General features: G+C 45.7%; 22 protein-coding genes. 11 read left to right on the top strand and 11 right to left on the bottom strand.

From position 1 onward, the window contains the following. Positions 1-25: 25 nt before the first annotated feature. The 5 genes from ACTHQF_RS02725 to ACTHQF_RS02745 all read right to left on the bottom strand — a co-directional run bounded on the left by ACTHQF_RS02725 (position 26) and on the right by ACTHQF_RS02745 (position 6115). Entirely contained in the window at positions 26-2275 is a 2250-nt protein-coding gene (locus ACTHQF_RS02725; RefSeq protein WP_440428312.1) for a molybdopterin cofactor-binding domain-containing protein, read from the bottom strand. A 29-nt stretch (positions 2276-2304) separates the two neighbouring features. Further along, positions 2305-2952, bottom strand: coding sequence for a hypothetical protein (locus ACTHQF_RS02730; RefSeq protein ID WP_440428313.1), 648 nt, complete (start codon positions 2950-2952; stop codon positions 2305-2307). A gap of 211 nt (positions 2953-3163) precedes the next feature. Continuing rightward, positions 3164-4672: a carboxylesterase/lipase family protein gene (locus tag ACTHQF_RS02735; protein WP_440428314.1), complete on the bottom strand. Its 1509-nt coding sequence runs from the start codon at positions 4670-4672 to the stop codon at positions 3164-3166. A gap of 30 nt (positions 4673-4702) precedes the next feature. After that, positions 4703-5188, bottom strand: a complete 486-nt coding sequence (locus ACTHQF_RS02740; RefSeq protein ID WP_440428315.1) for a nuclear transport factor 2 family protein — start codon at positions 5186-5188, stop codon at positions 4703-4705. 30 nt (positions 5189-5218) lie between these two features. Continuing rightward, positions 5219-6115, bottom strand: a complete 897-nt coding sequence (locus ACTHQF_RS02745; protein WP_440428316.1) for a helix-turn-helix domain-containing protein — start codon at positions 6113-6115, stop codon at positions 5219-5221. Between the two features lie 163 nt (positions 6116-6278). Between ACTHQF_RS02745 and ACTHQF_RS02750 the strand changes: the two genes are divergently transcribed. The 8 genes from ACTHQF_RS02750 (at position 6279) to ACTHQF_RS02785 (ending at position 12693) form a co-directional block, all read left to right on the top strand. Further along, a complete protein-coding gene (locus tag ACTHQF_RS02750; RefSeq protein ID WP_440428317.1) occupies positions 6279-7130 on the top strand; it encodes an aldo/keto reductase in 852 nt (283 codons plus the stop codon). An 18-nt stretch (positions 7131-7148) separates the two neighbouring features. Further along, entirely contained in the window at positions 7149-8132 is a 984-nt protein-coding gene (locus ACTHQF_RS02755) for an aldo/keto reductase (protein WP_440428318.1), read from the top strand. Between the two features lie 23 nt (positions 8133-8155). Next, positions 8156-9244 (top strand): alpha/beta hydrolase, encoded by a 1089-nt coding sequence (locus ACTHQF_RS02760; protein ID WP_440428319.1) that lies wholly within the window; start codon positions 8156-8158, stop codon positions 9242-9244. Between the two features lie 75 nt (positions 9245-9319). Beyond that, positions 9320-9913: a flavodoxin gene (locus ACTHQF_RS02765; RefSeq protein ID WP_440428320.1), complete on the top strand. Its 594-nt coding sequence runs from the start codon at positions 9320-9322 to the stop codon at positions 9911-9913. A 9-nt stretch (positions 9914-9922) separates the two neighbouring features. Continuing rightward, the gene (locus ACTHQF_RS02770) at positions 9923-10657 is read left to right on the top strand and encodes a carboxymuconolactone decarboxylase family protein (protein ID WP_440428321.1); all 735 of its coding nucleotides are present in this window, start codon (positions 9923-9925) and stop codon (positions 10655-10657) included. A gap of 7 nt (positions 10658-10664) precedes the next feature. Beyond that, complete coding sequence (locus ACTHQF_RS02775; RefSeq protein ID WP_440428322.1) at positions 10665-11723, top strand: alpha/beta hydrolase; 1059 nt, start codon at positions 10665-10667, stop codon at positions 11721-11723. Positions 11724-11733: 10 nt separating this feature from the next. Beyond that, positions 11734-12207: a cupin domain-containing protein gene (locus tag ACTHQF_RS02780; RefSeq protein ID WP_440428323.1), complete on the top strand. Its 474-nt coding sequence runs from the start codon at positions 11734-11736 to the stop codon at positions 12205-12207. 24 nt (positions 12208-12231) lie between these two features. Next, positions 12232-12693 (top strand): nuclear transport factor 2 family protein, encoded by a 462-nt coding sequence (locus tag ACTHQF_RS02785; RefSeq protein ID WP_440428324.1) that lies wholly within the window; start codon positions 12232-12234, stop codon positions 12691-12693. Positions 12694-12748: 55 nt separating this feature from the next. Here ACTHQF_RS02785 and prfB read toward each other — a convergent pair. From prfB to ACTHQF_RS02815, 6 genes are all read right to left on the bottom strand, one after another. Continuing rightward, a protein-coding gene (gene prfB, locus ACTHQF_RS02790; RefSeq protein ID WP_440428325.1) for a peptide chain release factor 2 occupies positions 12749-13826 on the bottom strand; the annotation gives its coding sequence in 2 pieces (ribosomal slippage) (positions 12749-13765 and positions 13767-13826; 1077 coding nt in all). A 69-nt stretch (positions 13827-13895) separates the two neighbouring features. Then, positions 13896-14972 carry an ACR3 family arsenite efflux transporter gene (gene arsB / locus ACTHQF_RS02795; RefSeq protein WP_440428326.1) on the bottom strand — a complete coding sequence of 359 codons (1077 nt, stop codon included), beginning with the start codon at positions 14970-14972 and terminating at the stop codon, positions 13896-13898. A gap of 3 nt (positions 14973-14975) precedes the next feature. After that, positions 14976-15389, bottom strand: coding sequence for an arsenate reductase ArsC (locus ACTHQF_RS02800; protein WP_440428327.1), 414 nt, complete (start codon positions 15387-15389; stop codon positions 14976-14978). 224 nt (positions 15390-15613) lie between these two features. Continuing rightward, positions 15614-16084, bottom strand: coding sequence for a DUF6428 family protein (locus tag ACTHQF_RS02805; RefSeq protein ID WP_440428328.1), 471 nt, complete (start codon positions 16082-16084; stop codon positions 15614-15616). Positions 16085-16194: 110 nt separating this feature from the next. After that, positions 16195-16524, bottom strand: a complete 330-nt coding sequence (locus tag ACTHQF_RS02810) for an ArsR/SmtB family transcription factor (RefSeq protein ID WP_440428329.1) — start codon at positions 16522-16524, stop codon at positions 16195-16197. Between the two features lie 117 nt (positions 16525-16641). Further along, on the bottom strand, positions 16642-17220 hold the full coding sequence (locus ACTHQF_RS02815) for an O-methyltransferase (RefSeq protein WP_440428330.1): 579 nt from the start codon (positions 17218-17220) through the stop codon (positions 16642-16644). A gap of 170 nt (positions 17221-17390) precedes the next feature. On the opposite strand from ACTHQF_RS02815, the gene ACTHQF_RS02820 reads away from it, so the two are divergent. The 3 genes from ACTHQF_RS02820 to ACTHQF_RS02830 all read left to right on the top strand — a co-directional run bounded on the left by ACTHQF_RS02820 (position 17391) and on the right by ACTHQF_RS02830 (position 23072). After that, positions 17391-18179 carry a carbon-nitrogen hydrolase family protein gene (locus tag ACTHQF_RS02820; RefSeq protein WP_440428331.1) on the top strand — a complete coding sequence of 263 codons (789 nt, stop codon included), beginning with the start codon at positions 17391-17393 and terminating at the stop codon, positions 18177-18179. 459 nt (positions 18180-18638) lie between these two features. After that, positions 18639-21713 (top strand): SusC/RagA family TonB-linked outer membrane protein, encoded by a 3075-nt coding sequence (locus ACTHQF_RS02825; protein ID WP_440428332.1) that lies wholly within the window; start codon positions 18639-18641, stop codon positions 21711-21713. Between the two features lie 18 nt (positions 21714-21731). Further along, complete coding sequence (locus ACTHQF_RS02830; RefSeq protein ID WP_440428333.1) at positions 21732-23072, top strand: RagB/SusD family nutrient uptake outer membrane protein; 1341 nt, start codon at positions 21732-21734, stop codon at positions 23070-23072. Positions 23073-23083 lie beyond the last annotated feature (11 nt).

Consider the following 23083-nt stretch of genomic DNA (forward strand, 5'->3'; position numbering starts at 1 on the left):
GAAATGACAGTTTAAAATTGCTGAACTAAACGTTGATTTTAGATAAACCAAAGGGCTGCTGATAGTGGCGTTTGCCGGACGCCTTATAAAGTGCATTTGCTACGGCTCCAAACACCGGAGGAAAAGGTGGTTCACCAAGCCCAGTAGGGTCTATATCATTTTGCACAAAGGAAACATCAATTGATTTCGGGACCTCATGCATTCTGATCAGGCGGTAACTGTCAAAGTTTTGTTCCTGAACCACACCTTCCTTATGTGTCAATCCACCATAAAGGCTATTACCAATGCCATCTACCACTGCGCCTTGAACCATGTTTATCGCCGCATCCGGATTAACTACAATGCCACAGTCCACCACGCTGAAAACCCGCTCCACATAGGGATGGCCATCCTTTAACACCAGATCCACGACGTGTGCCGCATAGGAATTATGACAAAAGTAAGCGGCAACCCCACGACTATATGGTTTAGCAGCTCCATTATCCCATCCGGATTTCTCCCGTACCAACTTCAGCACCCCGGCATACCGATCTGCATCATATTCATTGTTCTTGCCTACCGGATTTTCTTTTGCTCTTTTTAATAGCTCCAACCTTAAATCAATCGGATCCTTGCCCATGGCCTCTGCAAGCTCATCCAGAAAGCATTGTTCAGCCGCCGCGTTGAAATTAGATCTTGGCGCCCGGAATGCACCTATGGTAATATTAGACGGTATTTCCCAGCTTTCTGCAAGGTAATTGTCGACCGCACCAGCAGGAAAGCGGTTGGCGTGAATGGCATGTTCAGGAATCCCACCACCTTTGACATGGAAAGCAATTAGATTCTTATTGGCGTCTAAGGCGGCCCGGTAAGTAGCAGTATACATTGGACGGTAAATACCATATGTGGTATCATCCTCACGGCTGTAAATTAACTTTACCGGCGCTTTTGCTTTTCTGGAGATCAGCGCAGCTTCCACTAGGTAGTGTCCATAGGCCCTGCGGCCAAACCCTCCCCCCATTCTGGTCATCTGGATCTCGATTTTCTCTGGAGGAAGATTTAAAACTTTGGCCAGTGTAGGTTCGGTCCATCCCGGCGCTTGTAAAGGACCTACAAGCAGTGCCTTGTCCTCCGTCACATGGGCGAAGAAATTCATGGGCTCCATACAATTGTGCGCCAGGAACGGTGCATCATAAGTCCGCTCGATGATCTCTGCTGCATTCTTAAATGCTGTTTCCGGATCACCGTCTCTTCTCAACTGCTGAGCGGGCCGCTTAGCATATTCCCGCATTTTCTGCAGCTGGGTCGTTGTATGCTCAAGTTCTCCTGGAACAACAACCTCTCTTTTCCCGTCCCGGCCAGCCATGGTATTTTTAACATCTCCGACAGGCATCCATTCAACGACCAGTTTTTTGCGGGCGTTCATAACCTCCCAGGTGGTTTTACCCACAACTACGATCAGGTCATTAAAGGTTCGCACATCGAAGCCACCCTGTTCAAAGCCCTCTTCGTATACCTTTATGGTAAATACATCTTTTATGCCCGGCATCTTAAGTGCAGCTGTCGCATCATAAGATTTATGCGTCAGGCCAAATGCTGGCGGATGATGTATCATGGCAATCAGCATACCTTCATGCTGATAATCTAAGCCAAAAAGCGGCTTACCGCTGATGAGTTTTGTTCCTTCTACATTTTTCTGAGACTTCCTGACAACATTAAAATCTTTTACCTCTTTTAGCTTAACACCCTTAGGAGCCGGAATTCCAGAAGCTTTGGCTGCGAAATCTCCGTAGGTAGCTTGCTTACCGCTCTTATCATGATAAAGCATTCCGCTCTTTGTCGTAACTTCTTCTACCGGTACTTTCCAGGCTTCTGCCGCAGCAAGTATGAGCATCTGACGTGCTGCTGCCCCCGCTTCCCGAAGCGGCTTCCAGTACATCCGCATGGAATTACTGCCACCAGTAAACTGCGGACCCAATTTTACATTGTCATGCGGACCCATCTCCACAACTACTTTCTTCCAGTCCAGGTCCAGCTCTTCAGCTACAATCATGGGGAGTGAAGTCATCACATTTTGTCCGAACTCTGGATTTGGACAGAGGATTGTGACTACGTTCTTAGGACTGATCTTAACGTAACCGTTAATTTCAGTCCATTGTTCCGCAACTTGCCCGGCTTCATGATGTGGAAGTGCAAATTTGGCAAGGCCGCTGAAATGGATCAATAGCCCGCCGCCTGCTAAGAGCGATGATTTTAAAAATGTGCGCCTGCTATTATTTGTTTTAAGGTTTTCCATTTAGAATGTCTTAACGATGCTTTAAATGATTATTTCTCCTGGGGTGCAAATGCACCAGTGCTTAGCCAGGTGGTCCAGGCTTTCTTAAATTCAGCGTGGCTCAGTGGCGGAAGAGTACGGCCCTCGCCCATGTTCCAGCCCGCCAGTACCAGGTCGTCATCAGCATGCTCAATGAGTTTTTTAATGTCCTTATGCCCATTCTGCTCCGGATCGACCAGCTGTTTAGCAAGCTCATAAGGTGATCTGCCTTCAAAAACCATTTTCATATCTGCCGGTGGTAAATGCCAATCCGGATTTCCAGGAGGCGTATGCAGGCCCGGCGTGTTTGTTGGCTGATGACAGTTCATGCACTTCATCGCATACACACCTTTCCCATCAGCCCCCCTTTTTGGCAGCATCGAATGAAGGTGACTGTCATCACCCTGCAACGGTACGTCACCCGCAGGATGGCAATTCATGCAACGTGGACTCATCAGTACAGCATAGACCTTTTCAAAGGCCTTAACTGAAGCAACACTATCTTTTACCACGATAGGCTTGCCTTCCAAGACCTGCTTTTTGTCCCCAATTGCTGACCCAAAGGCCATAAAGCCCACGATTAGCAATAGCACGGCCATGACCAGAATTGACCTTAATGTGCCTTTATGCTTGCGTTGGTTAAGTTGTTTTGCAATCATATCTGTTGAGATTGTTGTTTAATATACCTGATTTAGCGATCATACTCATGCATGCGTACCAACTTCAATTCTTAATGTTGGGTTTAATTCACCTGAATGTAGTTAAGTAATGATTTATTTACCACTGGAAAGTTCCGGTGGTAACGGCTTTTTCTATCAGATCTGTTCTTGCTTTAACCGGGTCGACCTTACCCAACGCTGTTCCATCTTCCTAAATTTCCATTACTCTAGCTTCATTCGGAGCATAGCCCGGCCATTCCGGAACTCCATTTCCATTTGGATTACCAGTCTTAGCGAAGTTTACCCAGTACGTATTCATCATCTTAGCCACCTCTTTATCTTTAGGTGCTATTGTCGCTCCATTCCAACTGCTAAGATTGTCAAATACATAGGGGATTTCTGAGGCATGTGCCGCCCCAAATCGCATGCGTTGTTTCATCGAAGGAGATACGTAAGAAAAAAGGTACACATAGGATGGAACTTTTTTCAAAGCAAATGCTTTTGCCGTAAAACGCGCAGGTTCCGCCCATACCTTGTCTGTGATGACCATCGTTCGCATTTTAGCAAAATCAGTAGTCCCGTCAGCGTCATAAATGGCTTTGGCTTCATCTGCCCTGTCGCCAAATAATTCGAATAGTTCTGCTTTCGAGTTTGCGTTGATGAATCCAGCTTCGATCTCTGCACTATTTGAGCCAATGATCAGCGGCACCTTCGGTACGCGACCTGCAACATAGGCGCTTTGAGCTGTTTCAGTTACCAATTTACCATCCAGAATAGGTCCGGAGTAAGTAGGTGCTCCACCTGGGCCATCCGTTTCCTGTCCACCATCTATGATATCTTCAACACTCAGGCTACGTAATTTAACAAGCGCTGCTGCATCCGTACCTTCAATTCCTTTTTTCTTAGCGAAATTAACACCTATTTGCTCAGCCGAAACCGGGTAATATCTATCAACATTTTCCTTGTTAATGGGGCGCCCGGTCAGCACTCCGTCACGACCACCTCCAGATTGCACAATTGCTTTATGGAAAAGGCCGCTGGCGCTTGGAATCGTTAGCAGCGATTGCACAGATACACCACCTGCAGATTCCCCAAAAATGGTCACATTCTTCGGATCCCCACCGAAAGCAGAAATATGCTCTTGAATCCACTGAAGTGCTGCAATTTGATCCATATAAGCGTAATTGCCTTTAAACTCATCTTGCCGCTCATCGCTAAGCGCCGGGAAAGCGAAAAATCCCAAACGACCAAGGCGGTAGTTGATGGTCACGAGTATTACCCCTTGTTTAGCAAAGTTTACCCCTGAATACCCAGGTTGAGCACCGCTTCCAAACACAAAAGCGCCGCCATAGATCCAAACCATGACCGGCAGTTTAGCGTCAGACGAGACATTTGCCGGGCGCCAAATATTTAAAAATAAGCAATCTTCCGACGATGTCGCAGCAATTTTATTTCCACTGCGAGGGAATCCCATTTGTGCAGGATCCGTTCCGAACTTTGTCGCAGCCCGCACACCCTGCCAGGCCGGAAACGGTTGGGGAGGGCGCCAACGATTCGCTCCTACCGGTGCAGCAGCATAGGGTATTCCTTTAAAAACCGAAACATCTCCTTCGATCAGGCCTTGCAAAATCCCGGCACGGGTACGTACTGTTGGAGGAGCCTCCTGAGCATGAGCTGACCAGCCGATAAATAGAACCAGGCCCAATAGAAAGTTTTTCATGAGAGTTGGATTAGATTTGAGCTGTAATTACTATTGCTTACCCGCTTGCAGCTTAACTGGTCTGGCGAGCCTTGAAAACGTGAGCGAACCCATTTTCCATTTTCCATTTTCCTGAATGTACACCTCTGTAACCATGAAAGGATTGATGACCTCATTGCCACCCACGACGGCGACCAGATCTATGTCGTTCAAAAGGATCGCGGTATTACCAATCATCTTAACCGAAGCAGTATAGACCTCAGCTTTTTTGTAATGAATATTTCCTGACTTAATGACATCCAGCTCTCTTTCGGTTCCCCAGCTGCCACCCATATGTACAAACATGGCCTTGGAATGGAACAATAAACCTAGCGAATCCACATTCTTGTCAGCCATCCATTGCCATTTCTTTTTTGAAAGATCCAGCAGTACTTGTTCCGTCCTGGTTGGAGCGGCTTGATTGCCCGCAGGCGCCTGTGCGATAGAGGTATAAACACCGCCAATGAGAATCAACAGTGTAAAAAAAACATTTTTCATAAGATTATATTGGTTAATGAAGGTTGCTTGTTAATTGAGAATCCGGTATTCATTCGGTGTGTGCCCTACTCGTTTTTTAAAAAGCCGGATGAAATGCTGCGGATATCTAAACCCAAGTTCATAAGCAATCTCACTTACCGAGCGGTCACGTTCAAAAATCTTATCCTTGGCAACATCAATAATTTTTTCCTGTATAAATTCCTGTGCGGTTTTTCCCGTTTCCTTTTTAATAAGGTCTCCAAAATAGTTGGCTGAAAAATGAAGCTGCTCTGCACAATACGCTACAGACGGCAGTCCAATGGTATAAGGTTTTTCTGATTTAAAGTATCCGTTTAACAATTCCTCAAAATTTTCAAGAACACCTTTGTTGGCTGTTTCTCTTGTAATAAACTGACGATCATAAAATCGATCGCAGTAGTTAAGCAACAACTCAACTGTAGAAGCAACTAGCTTTTTACTGTGTTTATCTATCGACTGCTCAAGTTCGCTTTTAACTTTCTGGAATAAATCTAGTATCAACTGCCGCTCCTTAGAGGAAAGGTGCAAAGCCTCATTGGTGTGGTAACTGAAGAAATGGTAATCGCCAAGCACTTTCGCCAATGAAGTTCCCCGGATCAGATCTGGATGGAATACCAGACCATGGCCCATAGGCTGGTATACGTCTACTTTATTCTCAACATCTATCGTTTGTCCAGGTGAAACAAAAACCAATGTGCCTTCCTGATAGTCGTAATTGTGACGACCATACTTTAAGTCACCACATTTTACATCCTTTAAGAAGATACAATAGAGATCGAAGTTCATCTTAGAACCAGTTCTTTTATTAGCCTTTGAAAAGTCAATCACACTCACCAGTGGGTGCAGTGTTTCATGGTTGTTAAAGCTATTATATTCACTGATTGTCTTAAAGTTATATTCTTTTTCCATGACTGATTTGTCTGTTTATACAAACATAAAAAATTCAACGAGGTTGTTACTAGAGCAGAATTCCGATCAGTAAAAATGGTAGTAAAAGCAGGAATTTATATACCATTCCCGCTCATTACCAAGGGGATATTTGTAGAAGGTAATTAATTAAACCGGATGAGGAATGGAATCAGTTAAATTAAACAACGGCATTGAGATGCCCATTTTGGGTTTTGGAGTCTTCCAGGTCACAGATCTCGCGGAGTGTGAGCGCAGTGTATTGCAGGCTATTGGAAGCGGATACCGCCTTATTGATACTGCTGCTTCCTATACAAATGAAGTGGCGGTGGGAAGGGCAATAAAGCAAAGTGGGGTGCCAAGATCGGAACTCTTTATCACCACTAAACTTTGGATACAAGCTGACGGATATAATGGGACCATGAAAGCCTTTGAAAACGCTCTGAAGAAGCTGCAGCTTGACTATATGGATCTTTACCTGATCCATCAGCCTTTTGGTGATGTTTATGGAGAATGGCGGGCAATGGAAGATTTATATAAAGCAGGAAAGATCAGAGCTATAGGCGTAAGTAATTTCCATCCGGATCGGCTGATCGACCTGATGCTGCACAACGAGGTCGTACCTGCAGTTAACCAGATTGAAACCCATCCCTTTCATCAACAGATTTCTGCCCAGCAGTTCTTGCAAGAACATAATGTTCAAATAGAATCCTGGGGACCGTTCGCGGAAGGTAAGAATAACATCTTCCATAATGAAGTACTTGGAGCTATCGCAGCCAAGCATCATAAAACGATTGCTCAGGTGGTGCTCCGCTGGCTCACCCAGCGCGGCGTGGTTGCCATTCCCAAATCTGTTCGAAAAGAAAGAATGGAAGAGAACTTTAACATCTTTGATTTCCAGCTCAGTAACGAGGAAATGGAAACCATTAAAGCCTTAGATACCAATACCAGCAGCTTTTTTGACCACCGCGATCCTGCAATGGTAAAGTGGTTGGGCGAAAGAAAACTGGATCAATAAACATTTAGAAACAAAAAAATGGAAAAAAGAATATTAGGTAAAACTGGGCTGGAAGTATCCGCACTTGGACTGGGCTGCATGGGCATGAGTTTCGGGTACGGACCGGCAGCAGATAAAAAAACAGCTATCGATTTAATTAGAACAGCCTTTGAGCGCGGCGTCACTTTCTTCGATACAGCCGAGGTTTATGGCCCTTATACTAATGAGGAGTTGCTGGGCGAGGCACTTTACCCATTTCGCAATGAGGTCATAATAGCGACCAAGTTTGGCTTCAAAAACGCAAAGACCAGTGAAGGACTTGACAGCCGCCCGCAAACCATCAGGGCAGTTGCTGAAGCTTCACTTAAAAGGTTGCGAACTGATCGCATTGACCTGTTCTACCAACACCGGGTGGATCCCAATGTGCCAATAGAAGATGTCGCTGGGACGGTTAAAGATCTAATCCAGGAAGGCAAGGTACAGCATTTTGGACTTTCCGAGGCAGGAGTTCAGTCCATCCGAAAAGCACATGCTGTACAACCGGTTACGGCTTTGCAAAGTGAATACTCGCTTTGGTGGCGTGAACCTGAAAGGGAAATATTACCTCTTCTAGAAGAACTTGAAATCGGCTTTGTGCCATTCAGCCCGCTTGGTAAGGGCTTTCTCACCGGCAAAATCGATGAAAACACCAAATTCCACGAGCATGATTTTCGAAATACGGTACCACGTTTTGCGGAAGAGAACCGGAAAGCTAACCAGGTGCTGGTGGACCTGCTAATTACGATCGCTGAAAAGCACCAGGCGACGAATGCCCAGATAGCGCTTGCCTGGCTGTTGGCGCGAAAACCATATATTGTTCCCATACCAGGAACCACTAAATTACATCGCCTGGAAGAAAATATCGCTGCTGCCCGTGTTCAACTATCTACACATGATCTAAATGAAATTGAAGCTGCAGTATCTCAAATTGAAATACAAGGCCATCGATATTCGCAGCAAAATCAAAAGATGATTGGCAAATAACGCTATGACTGATGAAGAAAATTATGGAAAGAAGAAAAGCAATTTTAGCGCTAAGCATCGTTTTATCACTTTCTTCAGCATGCAAGGTTTTCAAACCCCATGCTGAAGAAAGTGCCTTGATAATCAAGACGCAGGGCAGCTTTGCTATTGGTGGAACTCAGAAAAAAGAACCTGGAAAGTTCAACCTGAATGATGCCCTTAAACCTGCTGGACAAACCTATCATGGTGATCATGCTTATGTCTTTTACCAAATACCGGTTCGTCCAAAAAAGTATCCAATGATCTTTTTACATGGCGCCGGACAGTCCAGGAAAACCTGGGAAACTACACCGGATGGTCGCGATGGTTTCCAGAATATTTTTTTAAGAAAAGGTTTTGGCGTTTACCTGCTTGATCAACCACGACGTGGTGCTGCAGGACGGAGTATGATTGCAGCAAACCTGGCGCCGGTTGCAGATGAACAATTTTGGTTTGCCCAATTTAGAATAGGTAACTACCCGGAATATTTCCCCGGCGTGCAATTTCCTGAAGACACTGCGGCATTAGAACAGTTCTACAGGCAAATGACCCCAAATACCGGTCCGTTCGATGCCAATGTGATCTCGGATGCGATCTCGAACCTGCTTGAAAAAATTGGAGGGGGTATTTTAGTAACACATTCCCAGGGAGGCGGCCCGGGCTGGAGCACAGCAATTAAAAACGACAAGGTAAAAGCTATTGTCGCCTATGAGCCCTACAGTGGCTTTGTCTTCCCTAAAGGTGAACTCCCCAAACCCATAAAATCAAGTGGATTGTTTGGAGCCCTGAATGGCACTGAAATCCCCTTGTCTGATTTTATGAAGTTGACGAAATTGCCCATCGTTATTTATTACGGCGATAACATTGCAAAGGAACCAACCACAGTATGGAACAAAGATCACTGGCGGTCAGGACTTGAAATGGCAAAAATTTGGGCGGCAACCATCAATCAACATGGAGGTGATGCAAAAGTAGTGCACTTGCCTGAGCTTGGAATCAATGGTAATACCCACTTTCCATTTTCAGATCTGAATAATGTCCAAATCGCTGATTTGCTGTCGGACTGGTTAGAAGAAAAAGGCCTTGATCAGTAACATTGGTTACCATCTCCGTAATCTATCTACAGTAAGCGCTTCAAATCACATGATATTTGTGATTAACGAGGAGTTATGAAAACATTAATCAAATTCAGCACGCTGTTAATAACCATCATGTGTATAGGCTGTGGTTGTTTAAGGGCTCAGCATTCAGTGCTCATTGTTTATCTATCAAGGACAAACAACACCAAGGCAATTGCAGAGATCATTCAAAAGCAGGCTGGCGGAAAGTTGGTGTCTTTAGAATTAGAAAAGCCATATCCGAAGAACTACAGGGCTATTGTGGACCAAGTAGCAAAAGAAAACAGCACGGGCTACTTGCCGGCACTCAAGACTAAAATCGACGATATTACACAGTACGACATCATCTTTGTAGGCTTTCCGACCTGGGGCATGCAACTACCGCCCCCGATAAAAACCTTTCTGAGCAGCTACAATCTAAAAGGAAAAACGATTATCCCATTCAACACCAATGCAGGCTATGGCATCGGGAGCACTTTTCAAACCGTAGAAGCGCTGGCACCAGACAGCAAAATCCTGGAGGGTTTCTCCATCAAGGGGGGAATAGAACGTGACGGGATTCTTTTTGTGATGAAAGGCGAGAAGGAAAAACAGGCAAACTTACAGGTGCGAAACTGGCTGAAAAAAATTGGAATTAAAAAATAGTTCAAGCATATGAAAAGGTTTAACATGCAGGCAATCTGCATAATTCTGGTACTTACCATTTCGCTCTTTTCGAAAGTCAAGGCGCAGGCTCCGCAAAAAGAAAATTCGCTGACTGCAAAACAGCAAAGCCTGATCGCCATTTCTGCGCAAACTGCTAAAGGCGACCTAACGGCCTTGAAAGGAAATTTAAATACCGGGTTAGACGGGGGACTGACGGTAAACGAAATCAAAGAAGCCATATTGCATAGTTATGCTTATTGTGGATTTCCACGAAGCATTCGTGGCTTGCAAACCTTAATGACAGTTTTAGACGAACGTAAATCCAAGGGCATCAATGATGTCATGGGTGCTGAAGCATCGGCAATTACGCCCGAAGGAAACAAGTTTGATCGCGGTAAAGCAATATTAGAAAAGCTAACCGGTGTAAAAGAAATCGGCCCTAAAAAGGGCTATGCAGCTTTTGCACCAACCATGGAGGTCTTCCTTAAAGAACATCTGTTTGCAGACATTTTTGAACGGGATGTGCTCAGCTATAAAGACCGTGAACTGGTGACGATATCTGTGATCAGCAGTATCGGGGCTGCTGAACCGATGCTACGCTCCCACTTAAACATCTGCCTTAATCTTGGTTTAACAGCGGGCCAATTACAACAGTTTATCGACGTTGTTAAGCCCATTATTGGCAAAGAAAAGACGCTGGCTGCGAAAAACGAGTTAAGCGAAGTCCTGAAAAACAAAAACTGATAGCTGAATGAAAAGAATAAGCACGATCCTAGCTATGGCATTATTCATTGTAAACTGGACATCAATTCCTGTCAAGTCTCAACAAAGGCATAAACAGAATCCTTATACATTGGTATATGAAGGAGCAATTACTAAAAATGAAAATGGAAAGGTGAATATTCACCCGGTTAAGTACAAGCTTAACGGAATCGAAATCGTTGCCAACGTCTACACTCCTGCAAACTATACGGCTGAAGGTAAACATTCAGCCATTATCATCGCACACCCGAATGGCGGGATTAAAGAGCAGACTGCAGGCCTGTACGCTCAACGTCTAGCTGAAGCTGGCTATGTAACTATAGTTGCCGATGCGGCTTACCAGGGTGGGAGTGGCGGAGAACCACGTCATACGGACAAACCGGCAAATCGGGTCGAAGATATACATGGTATGGCTGACTACATCAGTCGATATCCGGGTGTTGAACCCAGCAAATTAGGCGTTCTAGGAATTTGTGGTGGTGGTGGGTACACTTTGAAAGCCGCACAGGGAGACAAACGATTTAAAGCGGTCGCTACTTTAAGCATGTTTAATTCTGGCGAGGTAAGGCGAAATGGATTTCAGCATACTCAGGTAGCTACTATTCAGGAACGTCTACAAAAAGCAAGCGATGGTCGCAATCAGGAAGCTGCAGGTGGCAATATTCAATATGCTGGCGTTGCAAGTATCACAGATGAAGAAATCGCAAAAACCTCAACTGATCTTTATCGCGAGGGATATGAATACTATTATCGCAGCCATGCGCACCCGAATTCAACCTTTTTATACACTATGAGTAGTATGCTTGATCTGATGACCTGGGATGCCACCAGCAACATGGAATTGATCAATCAACCGTTGCTCATGATTGCAGGCAGCAATGCGGATACAAAGTATATGACAGATACAGCTTTTAACAAAGCGGTCAACGCCAAAAACAAGGAATTCTTTGTTATTAATGGAGCAACTCACATTCAAACCTACTGGAAACCCGAATATGTAACTCAGGCAGTAAGCAAACTCACTAATTTCTATAAAATCAACCTTTAATGTCAAACCAATGAGATATAAGATCAAATACTTTCTACCACTTGTAGCCGCCACCATCATGGCTTGTACCCAAGATCAAAAATTGGCAGATACAGCAGCACCTATTTTCCCTAAAGGTGATAAAAATACGAATGATAATTTTGTAGGTGAGGTCTGGGTGAAATCGCTTGTGGATGCAGACAGCTTGAATGAAACGGCAGTAGGAAATGTCACATTCGCTCCCGGTGCAAGAAGCAAATGGCATACGCACCCAGCTGGTCAGATTATATTGGCTACCGCTGGGGTTGGCTATTACCAGGAAAAAGGAAAGTCAAAAATGATCTTACGCAAGGGCGATGTGGTTAAATGCCCGCCTAACTTGGCCCATTGGCACGGTGCAAGTGCAGATAGCGCATTTGTTCAGCTTGCCGTTACAGGTCGAGAAAAAGGTCCTACAGTTTGGCTGGAAGCCGTACCTGACAGTGTATATCTTGCTAACTTCTAAACCCATATTTAAATCAATATTCGTATGAAAACATCAATTCTAGTCCTCTTTCTATTCTTCATGAATCTACAAGGTTCTATCGGGCAAACGTCTACAACCAATACGGAACAAGAGATAAAGGAACTATCAAAAAGCAAGTGGCAATGGATGGCCGACAAAAATGTCGAGAAACTTGCTGCATTGTTTCACGATAAATCCAAGTTTGTACATATGAGTGGAACCTGGAAAAAAGACGAGGAACTCAATATTATTAAATCAGGGAGCATCTGGTACAAGAAGGCTGATGTTCATGATGTTGCTGTGGAGGTAATAGACAGTAACACTGCGATTGTCTGGAACAGGATTACCTTAACGGCTCATGTTCGTGGCAACGACGCTTTAAATGAATTCACCGTTACTGAGGTCTACAAAAAGGAAAATAGTGATTGGAAGCTTTTAGCATTGACCTTTAGCAGTGTACGAGACACCCATGTAATCAAGCATTAATATTGTAAGATAGTCTTGTGCTTCTGCATGAGGCTATCTTACAATATATTTCAGTTTAAAATTCCATCAGATATGCCTTTAGAAATTCATTAAGATCCCCATCCAATACACCTTGTGCATTTGAAGTCTCGTAATTGGTACGAAGGTCCTTCACCAGTTTATAAGGGTGCAGCACATAGTTGCGGATCTGCGATCCCCATTCAATTTTCTTCTTGGATCCCTCGATCAACGCAGTCGCTTCCATACGTTTCCGCATTTCCGCTTCATAAAGCTGGGATTTCAGTAAGCGCATAGCATTTTCCTTATTCTGCAGCTGTGAACGAGATTCCTGGTTTTTGATCACGATACCCGAAGGTTTGTGGTACAAACGAACCGCCGTTTCAACCTTGTTCACGTTCTGTCCACCAGCACCACCGGAGCGAAAAGTTTCAAACTCTACATCCGAATCTTTTACATCAATCTCAATGGAATCATCCACGAGCGGATACACGTACACCGAGGCAAAAGAAGTATGCCTACGGGCATTGGAATCAAATGGCGAGATCCGCACTAAGCGATGCACACCGTTTTCACCCTTGAGATAACCATAAGAGAATTCGCCGGCAAACTGAAGGGTTACTGACTTAATGCCTGCCACCTCCCCTTCCTGGGAATCCTGCTCGGTAACCTTGTAGCCATTCTTCTCCCCCCACATGATGTACATACGCATCAGCATGGCGGCCCAGTCGCAACTTTCGGTACCTCCTGCGCCTGCCGTAATCTGCATTACCGCATGCAGCTGATCTTCCTTACTGCTGAGCATATTTTTCAGCTCCAGGTCCTCGATCGCTGCAAGGCATTTCTCGTACTGTTCCTGCATTTCTTCTGCACTGGCATCACCAGCAAGCATAAACTCGAAAAGCACTTCGGTATCCTCAAGCATGGCATTCACCTGCTGCCAGGCGTCCGTCCACACTTTCATACTATTCAATGAAGCAAGATGCTTCTCAGCCTTCTTAGGATCATCCCAAAAATCTGGCGCCAGCGTGAGCTGCTGCGCGATATAAATATCTTCTAGTCGGTTTTCGACGTCAAAGATGCCTCCTCAGCGACGCTACTCTGTCCCTTAAATCCTGTATTTGTTCTTTTGTCATAATCTCAAAGTTAAAATAATTCTAAGAATACCTGCATTCGGGCTTGTATCATGGTTTATTACTGCTTTATTAGTTTTTCAGCTCAGCCCGGTAATAGCGCTTTCTAAAATAAAATGCCAGGTTCACCAGCGCAATCAAGGCGGGCACTTCAACAAGTGGCCCAATCACGCCGGCAAAGGCCTGCCCCGAGTTGATCCCGAATACCCCGATGGCCACTGCAATTGCCAGCTCAAAGTTATTTCCAGTAGCTGTAAACGCGATAGATGTGCTCCTGGAGTAATCTGCACCGAAATAGCGCCCTGCGAAAAAGCTTAAAACAAACATGAGCGAGAAATAAATAACCAGTGGAATGGCAATTCGCAGCACATCCAGTGGGATCTGAACAATCAGCTCACCCTTTAGGCTAAACATGATCAGAATGGTAAATAACAAGGCAATCAGGGTAATGGGCGATATCAAAGGCACGAACTTGTTCTGAAACCATGCCTCCCCCTTCCACGCGATCAAGCCGTAACGACTGATGATTCCCAAGGCAAAAGGTATTCCAAGGTAAATTCCCACGCTTTTTGCGATTTCAGCAATGGTAACATTCACTTCGAGACCTTCGACTCCAAAATACGGCGGCAAAACGGTAATAAACAGGTAAGCAAAAACACTGTACAAGAGCACCTGGAAGATGCTGTTCAAGGCGATCAAACCTGCAGCGTATTCCCGGTTACCTTCTGCAAGTTCATTCCACACCACCACCATCGCGATACAACGCGCTAATCCAATCAAAATCAAGCCGACCATATATTCAGGGTATTCCTTTAAAAAAAAGATCGCCAGGAAGAACATGAGGATTGGACCAACAACCCAGTTCAGCAGCAGCGAAATGCTAAGTACTTTGGTATCTTTGAATACCTCGCCCATTTTCTCGTACTTCACTTTTGCCAACGGTGGATACATCATCAAAATTAAACCGATCGCAAGCGGAATATTCGTGGTGCCACTGGAGAAAGCATTGATGAAGCTGGAGGAGGATGGCAGGAAGTAGCCAATACTTATACCGCTTGCCATGGCAAGGAAGATCCATAAGGTAAGGTAACGATCTAAAAAGCCTAACCTTTTTCTTTCCGCAGCTGGTGCACAATTATTTGCAGACATAATTTAGATATGCTTTTCGATAAACGCTTTTGAATATTGTTTGATCATATCGCGGACGGTCTGGAATTGTTCCATGATCTCCTCGGCAGTGCCAGTCGCTTTTGCAGGATCGGGAAAGTTATAATGAAACTTTTCTGCACCAGAAGGAAAGAAGGGACATACCTCCCGGGCATGGTCACAGACCGTGATCACGTAGTCAAAGTTCATATCCTGGTATTCGTTAATATGATTTGAAGTATGTTTTGAGATATCTATGCCATCAGCTTTCATTGTTTCCACGGCTTTGGGATTAACACCATGTGTTTCAACGCCAGCACTGTAAACTTCAGCTTTTCCAGCTGCAAAATGCCGGAGATATCCTTCGGCTAACTGACTTCTGCAGCTGTTGCCAGTACATAACACTAATATTTTCTTCATTATTTTTAATCTTTTATGTTGTGCCTACAAGCTTACCTCCGTTACACCTGCATAAACACACCTCCCGGAAACCGGAGAAAGTGCTGCCCAACCCGCAGCCTGCCCGTTTTCGAGCAAAACATACCTCAGATTAGACAGATGTCCTCGATCCCATTCTTCCCTGGTCGGCGCCTGGGTTTGGAATGTTGCAGACCTTGTGGCAATGCACTGGAAATAAGCAACTTTTAGCAACAGCTGCCACCTGGGGTACATACGGAACCAGAAGCTGCAAGATTCTGCATCTGCAGTTTAGGTTTCACTTCCGGAACGCCACACTGCTCTTTTGCGAGACAAGCGGTTTTCTTCGCAACAAGCAGGAAGTCTTTTCCGTCAAAACCGAGGTCGTATTTTCCAATGGTTTGCGATTGGTACTCCACCTCAATCTCCAGATCTTCCATACCAAGTACCTTTTCCGATAATGCTATGATACCAAGAAGTTTGCCCGCTTTTAGCCGGTGTTCATAGTCATCTGCATCCCAAGGCTGGAAGTTGGCCACTTTCTCGTGTCTCACAACACCGCCGCAATCGATGAAATCTTTGGTTATAATACCCACTTCCGTAACGTGGAAATGCTCTGGTACCATAGTACCGTCTTCCAGTCTGAAATTCACACTTTCTGCGTCTGCCAAATGCTGTTTGATTTCTGATAGTTTCATAGTAAATCTATTTTAAGGTTATACTTAATAAATGTCAATAAGATCATTCTGGATGCTTCAATCAAGAATGCTGTTCATTGTAATTTTACGATAAATGCTGACAAAAAATTTTAACAGCAGCTTACCGGTCCTTTATACGACTTTAAAAAGCCTCCAATTTGTGTTTCCATCAATTTCCAGGTTTCCGGATTGATGCAATAACACACACTTACCCCCTCAATTGTGCCCTGGATGATTCCTGCGTTCTTCAATTCTTTTAAATGCTGTGAAATCGTAGCCTGCGCCAATCCGAGTTCATCCACCAGATCACCGCAAATACAGGTATTTGATGCCATAATTCGCTGCAAAATTGCAATCCGCGCGGGGTGTGCCATTGCTTTTAACAGCTGTGCCAGCTGATTCTGTTCGGCAGTGAATATCTCCGTTTTTGTAAGTCCCATGCGTATTTCTGTATTACATTGTAATATTACGATTAAAGCTCATCAATCGCAAATGCAAATATGAATTCCTGCAACGGAAATACCTGATCTTCTAGCTGCAGCTTGGGAGGTATGTTTTTATACTTTCTTACTGGAGATGATGATACCGGTTGCCCAAGCCAGCTTAACCATGTTTAAGTCAGCTCTGGACTCCAGTACTTCGACAAGCTCGAGTGCCTTTTCATGGTGTCCGTCCGGCCAATTTGCCTGTGGCAGCATATCGTCTATAATATACAGTCCGCCAGGCTTAAGCATGTCAAGTACTTCTGCCAGCATCAAATATTTCCCGTGCCAGGTATCAGCAAATATAAAATCGAACTTCAATTTTCTGTTCTCCGCTATCCACTCACCCGCATCTTGCTGAATCAAGCTTAATCTTGAATCAACCAGATATTGCCTGGCAATATTCAGGAAGGTAGGATCATTATCAATTGATGTTAGTGTGGATTTATCATCCATACCATCTAGAATCCAGGCGGCGGAAAGTCCGGTGCCGGTACCAAGCTCCAGCATTGTTCCTGACGGCTTAGTGCCTGCGAGCATGCTCAAGAGCGCCCCCGTCTTAGCCTCAGAAGGCATGGTAAAACCTGCATCATTCGTTGCCTGGTCAATAGCCGCAAATTGGCCTGGGAAATTCTTAATTATTTCGTCAGTCATGATCGTATTTTCTTGACGATCAAGATAAAACAAAACATCCTAACTTCTCAAATTTCGTTGCCATGCTAAGCCTACTACTTTATACAGCCCGAAAACGACATTTTTAAAAATAGATCTTCCTTGAAATTCGCTTAACTTTAAATCGAACATTAACAGAAAAAGCCAGGTTTATGAAAATCGCAGTCGCTTCTCCCCCAATCATAAAAGGTTTACAGGATGGATTATACTGGCTGCAACAGCTGGTCGAAGATGCTGCAGCGCAGCAGGCTGAGATCATCTGTTTTCCAGAATCGTATCTTCCAGGTTACCCTGGCATGCCATACACGCAGGAAGACCGAACTGCAGAAAGTCTCCAATCGGCATTAGGGGAAGTATGCAGGATTGCGGCAGCCCATCATATTGCGATTGTCGTTCCCATGGACTGGCATCTTCCAGCTGGCTTATATAACCTTGCCCATGTGGTTTCCGCAACTGGGGAGGTCCTCGGCTATCAAACTAAAAACCAGCTGGACCCCTCAGAAGACAACATCTGGATTCCCGGAACCGAACGAAACATCTTCGAAGTAAACGGACTAAAGTTCGGCATAACGATCTGCCATGAAGGCTTCCGGTACCCGGAGTCGGTACGCTGGGCGGCGCAGCAAGGTGCCCAGCTGGTCTTTCATCCACATTTCGCGGGAAGCGATACGCAAGGACCAAGCTTGACAGAATGGGGGCATAAAGATAATCCCTACTACGAGAAGGCAATGATGATGCGGGCCTTGGAGAATACCATTTACTTCGCCAGCTCGAACTATGCTTCTAAATACCCCGAATCCGGCAGCGCTATCGTAGCGCCTGAGGGAACCTGCATTGCACATGAAGTTTATGGTCGTACAGGTGTGATCGTAGCAGACATTGATCTCCAGGCAGCGACGGGATTGCTGGCAAAACGGTTTAAAAACAATTTATATGCTTGATTAAGCAAAAAGCGATCGTCAAAAACAGAGATTCGTCTTACCAAGACGCTAACCTGTGATTCGATTTCTTAGCTATCCAGGTCTTTCGAATGGCCGAAAAGCCCTTTGTTGCCAAATATTATTTTTACAAACTAACACATCAGGGCTTTTAAAAAATAATATTTGGAATAGTGAATTTTAAAGCTATATTTGCCTAGTAATTTAGTAGACTTTATTATGTATTCAACACATGCCACAGAAAAGGATATGATCCTTGCGAAAAAAGTCCAATTGTTAGCCATTTCTTTCGAACCACAAGTTTGTGCTACCAATGCCTTTTTCCGAATGTGTATGTGCATGTGTTAATCTTCCGATAAGCGGCCAAGCCTGGCCTCCAACAACAACATTTCTTCCTGCCGATTAACTGCGCTGCAAAGCACAGCAGGAATTCTATTGCCTTAAAAATCAACCTAAACAACCATGAAATCTTTGTTTCCAAAAGGTTTCTGCGTAACCCTACTTGCCCTTTGGGTACAGTTGGGTACTGCGCAGGTAAACCCAGCCACCATCAAATCCAGGCTCCAGGGGACCGTCCTTGATGCCAAAACCAAACAACCTCTTGCAGGTGCCGTGCTCAAGATCAAGGGTACTACCCATGCCGTATCTGCCGATCAGGATGGCAAGTTCACTTTTTCCACCGGCCAGGCTTTCCCTTACACCTTGCAAGTCAGCTATATCGGCTACCTCCAGAAAGAAACTGTTGTAGACGGTACGCCGGTAACCATCCTCCTGGAAGAAAACCAGGTTCAGCTGAACGATATCGTCGTTACTGGTTACAGCACGCAGCAGCGAAAGTACATCGCTGGTTCCATCTCCAGCGTCAGCGGTAAAGTGGTACAGGATCAACCCGCTGGGGGCTTCAACCAACTGCTCCAGGGAAAAACAACTGGCGTTCAGGTAAGCTCCAATTCGGGCGTACCCGGTGGCGGCATCACCTTCCGCGTTCGTGGGAACAACTCCATCAATGCTTCCGTAGACCCTTTGTACATCATCGATGGCGTGTTTGTCAGCAATGCAGATCCGATTTCCGCCGGATTAGGTAATCAGCAGGCATCAAACCCCATTGCAGATCTCAATCCCTCGGACATCGAGGACATCCAGATCCTGAAGGATGCGAATGCTACGGCGATTTACGGCTCCCTGGGTGCCAATGGCGTAATCATCGTAACTACAAAAAGAGGTAAACGCAATACCAACGCCCGGATCAACTTCAACACCATACAGGGCTGGTCTACCGCAGTAGACAAATTTGAAGTTGCAAATGGCCCCGATGTTGCACGCTTAACCAACGAGTCGAGGATTAACACGGCCACCGACAATGGCATCGATCCCGGCACCATCACACTACCTTTCCCCGACCCTGCATCACTACCAACCTATGACCGCATCGAAGGTCTGTTTCGTACGGCGAAAACCAGGAATTACGAACTTTCCACCCAAGGGGGAACAGACAAAAGCACGTACTACATCAGCCTGGGCTACCTGAACCAGGAGTCCATTGTAAAGCCTTCGGATTACACTCGGTATGCCGGTAGACTGAACTATGATAATTTTCTGAGCGATAAACTTAAAGTAGGAACCAGCTTAAACTTCACCCGCTCGGAAAGGAACCTAAGCGGCAGTGATAACAATCCGACCGGGGTGATCAACTCGGCACTGTTTCCACGTTCCTATCTGCCGATTTACAATGAAGATGGCACCTTTGCCCGCTACGGTAGTTTCGACAACCACATTGCACTGATCGAAAATCTCGACAACAAAGCCGTAGGCTGGAGAACCATCGGCAACATTTATGGCGAGTACAGCTTTTTGCCAGAACTTAAACTCCGCAGCAGCTGGAGCATTGATAATACGAGTGAATACGATAACAGCTATGCTAATACATTGATCAGTGCGGGTATTGCGACCAAAGGTTCCGCTTCTTCCGCCGAAAACAAGAACCTGGTATTGACCAATGAGCAGGTGCTAACCTACATCAAAACCTTCGGCGAAAACAAGCAGCACAACCTGAATGCACTTATTGGAAACACCATCAACACCGTGCTCAATGAGGGCACCAGTGCCACGGGAACAGGTTTTGCCGCCAACAGCTTACGCTCCGTTGCCGTAGCCGCTACCAGATCCGGTTCTTCCTTCCGTACCTCCTCAAAGCTGCTTTCCTTTTTCAGTAAAGTGAGTTATACCTTCAAGAACAAATACATATTGGATGGAAGTATCCGCGCAGACGGATCCTCCAAGTTCGGCGCAAACAAACGCTGGGGTTATTTCCCTTCGGGAGGGGTGGCATGGCTGATCGGTCAGGAAGACTTTATCAAAAACCTGAACTTCTTCGACGACTTTAAGATTCGTGCAAGTCTAGGCTTGTCCGGTAATCAGAATGGTATTGGTGCTTACGCCGCCCAAGGCTTATGGTCCTCCGGCGCCAACTACCTCGAACAACCCGGCATTGCCCCAACACAACTTGCCAACCCCGATCTCACCTGGGAAACCACCCGCCAGTTTAATCTGGGCGCTGAATTTAGCGTATTCAAAAACCGGCTCGGCATTGTAGCCGACTACTACAATAAATACACCTATGATCTGCTTTTAAATGTACCTGTACCCTACCGTTCTGGGTTCGCCTCTTACCTGCAAAACTATGGCGCGGTACGGAATAAGGGCTATGAGCTTGGCCTCAATTCAACAAACATCCAGACAGAAAACTTTAGCTGGACCACCAATTTCAATGTCTCCTTTAATAAGAATAAAATTGAAAAGCTGGCATCAGACATCAGCCTGGGTGCTTCAGGCAGGAACATTTCCATCCTGAAACAAGGTTATGCCGTAAACTCGTTCCAGCTCTACAAACAACTGTACGTAGATCCAAAAACGGGCAATGCCGTATATGAGGACGTAAATAACGATGGCATCATTACCTCGGCCGACCGCCAGATTGTAGGCAATGCTTTACCCGATTATACCGGCGGCTTAACGAACAACATCACCTTCAAAGGCCTTGATTTCAGCTTCTTCTTTTACTTCCAGAAAGGCAACAAGATCATGAACATGAATGATTTCTTCATGGTACATGGTGGCACGCAGGCCAACATTGGCTTTCTGCCAAGACAACTCGATCGCTGGCAGCAGCCTGGTGACGTGACCGATATTCCACGCCTAACCACCTATTCAGGAAATCCAACCGAAAACGGTGGTGCAGCAAACAACTATGGCGGTAATGTGGCGAGCCTGAGCTCCCGCTACCTGGAAGATGGTTCCTTTTTGAGGCTGAAGACCCTGACACTGGGTTATACTTTCCCTTCAGCAGTTTCCAGAAAGATCGGAATGAATAAGTTGCGGATTTATGCGCAGGGCACCAACCTGTTGACTTTCACCAATTATGGAGGACTGGATCCGGAAGTGAGCTCACAAAGTAACAATCAGAATACGGCCGGTTACGACTGGGCAACGGTTCCACAACCAAGAACATTCCAGCTTGGTGCCAGCGTAACCTTCTAAACCATCAAAAGCAAAGCCATGAAACTACAACATATCAAAACCACCTTACTGCTTAGCATACTGTTGCTCAGCATATCTTCCTGCAAGAAGTTCCTGGAAGAAACACCGAATAATGCGCTTCCGACAGAAAGTTCCATTACAGATGCCAACACGGCAAGAGCAGCCATTATTGGGGCTTATGATCGGCTGCAGGAGTATTATGCCGCGAACTATCCTACACTGGGTACCATTACCACCGACAATGTGGTGTTTAATGGAACATTGAGCCAATACCTGCAGCTGGATCAGAACGCCATTCCTACCGACAATGTGATTACGGTCGCCACCTACCAGGGCATTTACCGGGCGATCAATTCGGCAAACAGCGTGATCGCCTATGTGCCGGCCGTAAGCGACCCTACCCTAAGCAGTGCCGAGAAAGACCGCATCCTGGGCGAAGCCTACTTCATCCGTGCGCTGGCTTACTTTGACCTTGGCCGCGGCTGGGGCGGCGTGCAGCTGCAGTTGGAACCAACGAAGGACCTTGGTTCCTTGAAAGGAGTAAAGCGAAGTACACTGGATCAGACCTATGACCAGGTGCTGGCGGACCTGATCAAGGCAGAAGCATTGCTGACTGAAGATGCGACAACCCGAAACAGGGCGCAGAAGAGTACCGTTTTTGCACTCCGGGCCCGTTTGCATCTGTACCGGAAACAGTGGTCCGAGGCGGAAGATTATGCCACCCAGGTGATCAACAATCCGAAGTTCGCCTTGGTGAAGCCTTACAATACCTTCTTTACGGCGCCTTTTCAAAGTACAGAATCTGTGCTGGAGATTGCCTTTTCAGCAAACGACCGCAATACCTTTTGGAACTTATGGTATCCAAGTTCTGCTGGCGGACAGTACACGCTAAAACCATCCGAAGCTTTGATCACCAAATTAAACGACCCGGCCGTAGGGGGCAGCAGAAAAAGTCTGATTGCCGGTACTGGCAATGCCGTTTATGGTGTGCTGTATAACACCGCAGGCACCAGCACCGACCCGGCTTACCTCATCCGTATTGCAGAACTATACCTCATACGTGCTGAAGCCAGAGCGCATTTAAACAAGCTCAGCGAAGCAGCTGCAGACCTGAACATCATTCGCGCAAGGGCAGATGTGCCAGTAACAGCAGCCAATACACAGGCCAGCTTATTGCAAGCCATTGAAGAGGAGAATGCAATCGAATTTGCCTTTGAAGCACACCGCTGGTTTGATCTGGCCAGAACGGAACGAGCCGCAGCTGTGCTTGGCCTGACAGACCGTAACTTCTGGCTCTTTCCACTGCCACTATCCGACGTACAATCCGACCCTGATCTAACTCAAAACCCCGGCTACTAATCTAAACCAAA

This window comes from Pedobacter sp. SAFR-022, assembly GCF_051965375.1.
Lineage (GTDB): Bacteria > Bacteroidota > Bacteroidia > Sphingobacteriales > Sphingobacteriaceae > Pedobacter.

Bases quoted from the DNA above. Each gene is read 5' to 3' on its own strand.
- ACTHQF_RS02800 (WP_440428327.1), bottom strand. From the start codon at position 15,389: ATGAAGAAAATATTAGTGTTATGTACTGGCAACAGCTGCAGAAGTCAG.
- ACTHQF_RS02775 (WP_440428322.1), top strand. From the start codon at position 10,665: ATGAAAAGAATAAGCACGATCCTAGCTATGGCATTATTCATTGTAAAC.
- ACTHQF_RS02820 (WP_440428331.1), top strand. From the start codon at position 17,391: ATGAAAATCGCAGTCGCTTCTCCCCCAATCATAAAAGGTTTACAGGAT.
- ACTHQF_RS02805 (WP_440428328.1), bottom strand. From the start codon at position 16,084: ATGAAACTATCAGAAATCAAACAGCATTTGGCAGACGCAGAAAGTGTG.
- ACTHQF_RS02750 (WP_440428317.1), top strand. From the start codon at position 6,279: ATGGAATCAGTTAAATTAAACAACGGCATTGAGATGCCCATTTTGGGT.
- ACTHQF_RS02765 (WP_440428320.1), top strand. From the start codon at position 9,320: ATGAAAACATTAATCAAATTCAGCACGCTGTTAATAACCATCATGTGT.
- ACTHQF_RS02735 (WP_440428314.1), bottom strand. From the start codon at position 4,672: ATGAAAAACTTTCTATTGGGCCTGGTTCTATTTATCGGCTGGTCAGCT.
- ACTHQF_RS02785 (WP_440428324.1), top strand. From the start codon at position 12,232: ATGAAAACATCAATTCTAGTCCTCTTTCTATTCTTCATGAATCTACAA.
- ACTHQF_RS02760 (WP_440428319.1), top strand. From the start codon at position 8,156: ATGGAAAGAAGAAAAGCAATTTTAGCGCTAAGCATCGTTTTATCACTT.
- ACTHQF_RS02740 (WP_440428315.1), bottom strand. From the start codon at position 5,188: ATGAAAAATGTTTTTTTTACACTGTTGATTCTCATTGGCGGTGTTTAT.
- ACTHQF_RS02745 (WP_440428316.1), bottom strand. From the start codon at position 6,115: ATGGAAAAAGAATATAACTTTAAGACAATCAGTGAATATAATAGCTTT.
- ACTHQF_RS02780 (WP_440428323.1), top strand. From the start codon at position 11,734: ATGAGATATAAGATCAAATACTTTCTACCACTTGTAGCCGCCACCATC.
- ACTHQF_RS02770 (WP_440428321.1), top strand. From the start codon at position 9,923: ATGAAAAGGTTTAACATGCAGGCAATCTGCATAATTCTGGTACTTACC.
- ACTHQF_RS02815 (WP_440428330.1), bottom strand. From the start codon at position 17,220: ATGACTGACGAAATAATTAAGAATTTCCCAGGCCAATTTGCGGCTATT.
- ACTHQF_RS02730 (WP_440428313.1), bottom strand. From the start codon at position 2,952: ATGATTGCAAAACAACTTAACCAACGCAAGCATAAAGGCACATTAAGG.
- ACTHQF_RS02755 (WP_440428318.1), top strand. From the start codon at position 7,149: ATGGAAAAAAGAATATTAGGTAAAACTGGGCTGGAAGTATCCGCACTT.
- arsB (WP_440428326.1), bottom strand. From the start codon at position 14,972: ATGTCTGCAAATAATTGTGCACCAGCTGCGGAAAGAAAAAGGTTAGGC.
- ACTHQF_RS02725 (WP_440428312.1), bottom strand. From the start codon at position 2,275: ATGGAAAACCTTAAAACAAATAATAGCAGGCGCACATTTTTAAAATCA.
- ACTHQF_RS02810 (WP_440428329.1), bottom strand. From the start codon at position 16,524: ATGGGACTTACAAAAACGGAGATATTCACTGCCGAACAGAATCAGCTG.
- ACTHQF_RS02825 (WP_440428332.1), top strand. From the start codon at position 18,639: ATGAAATCTTTGTTTCCAAAAGGTTTCTGCGTAACCCTACTTGCCCTT.
- ACTHQF_RS02830 (WP_440428333.1), top strand. From the start codon at position 21,732: ATGAAACTACAACATATCAAAACCACCTTACTGCTTAGCATACTGTTG.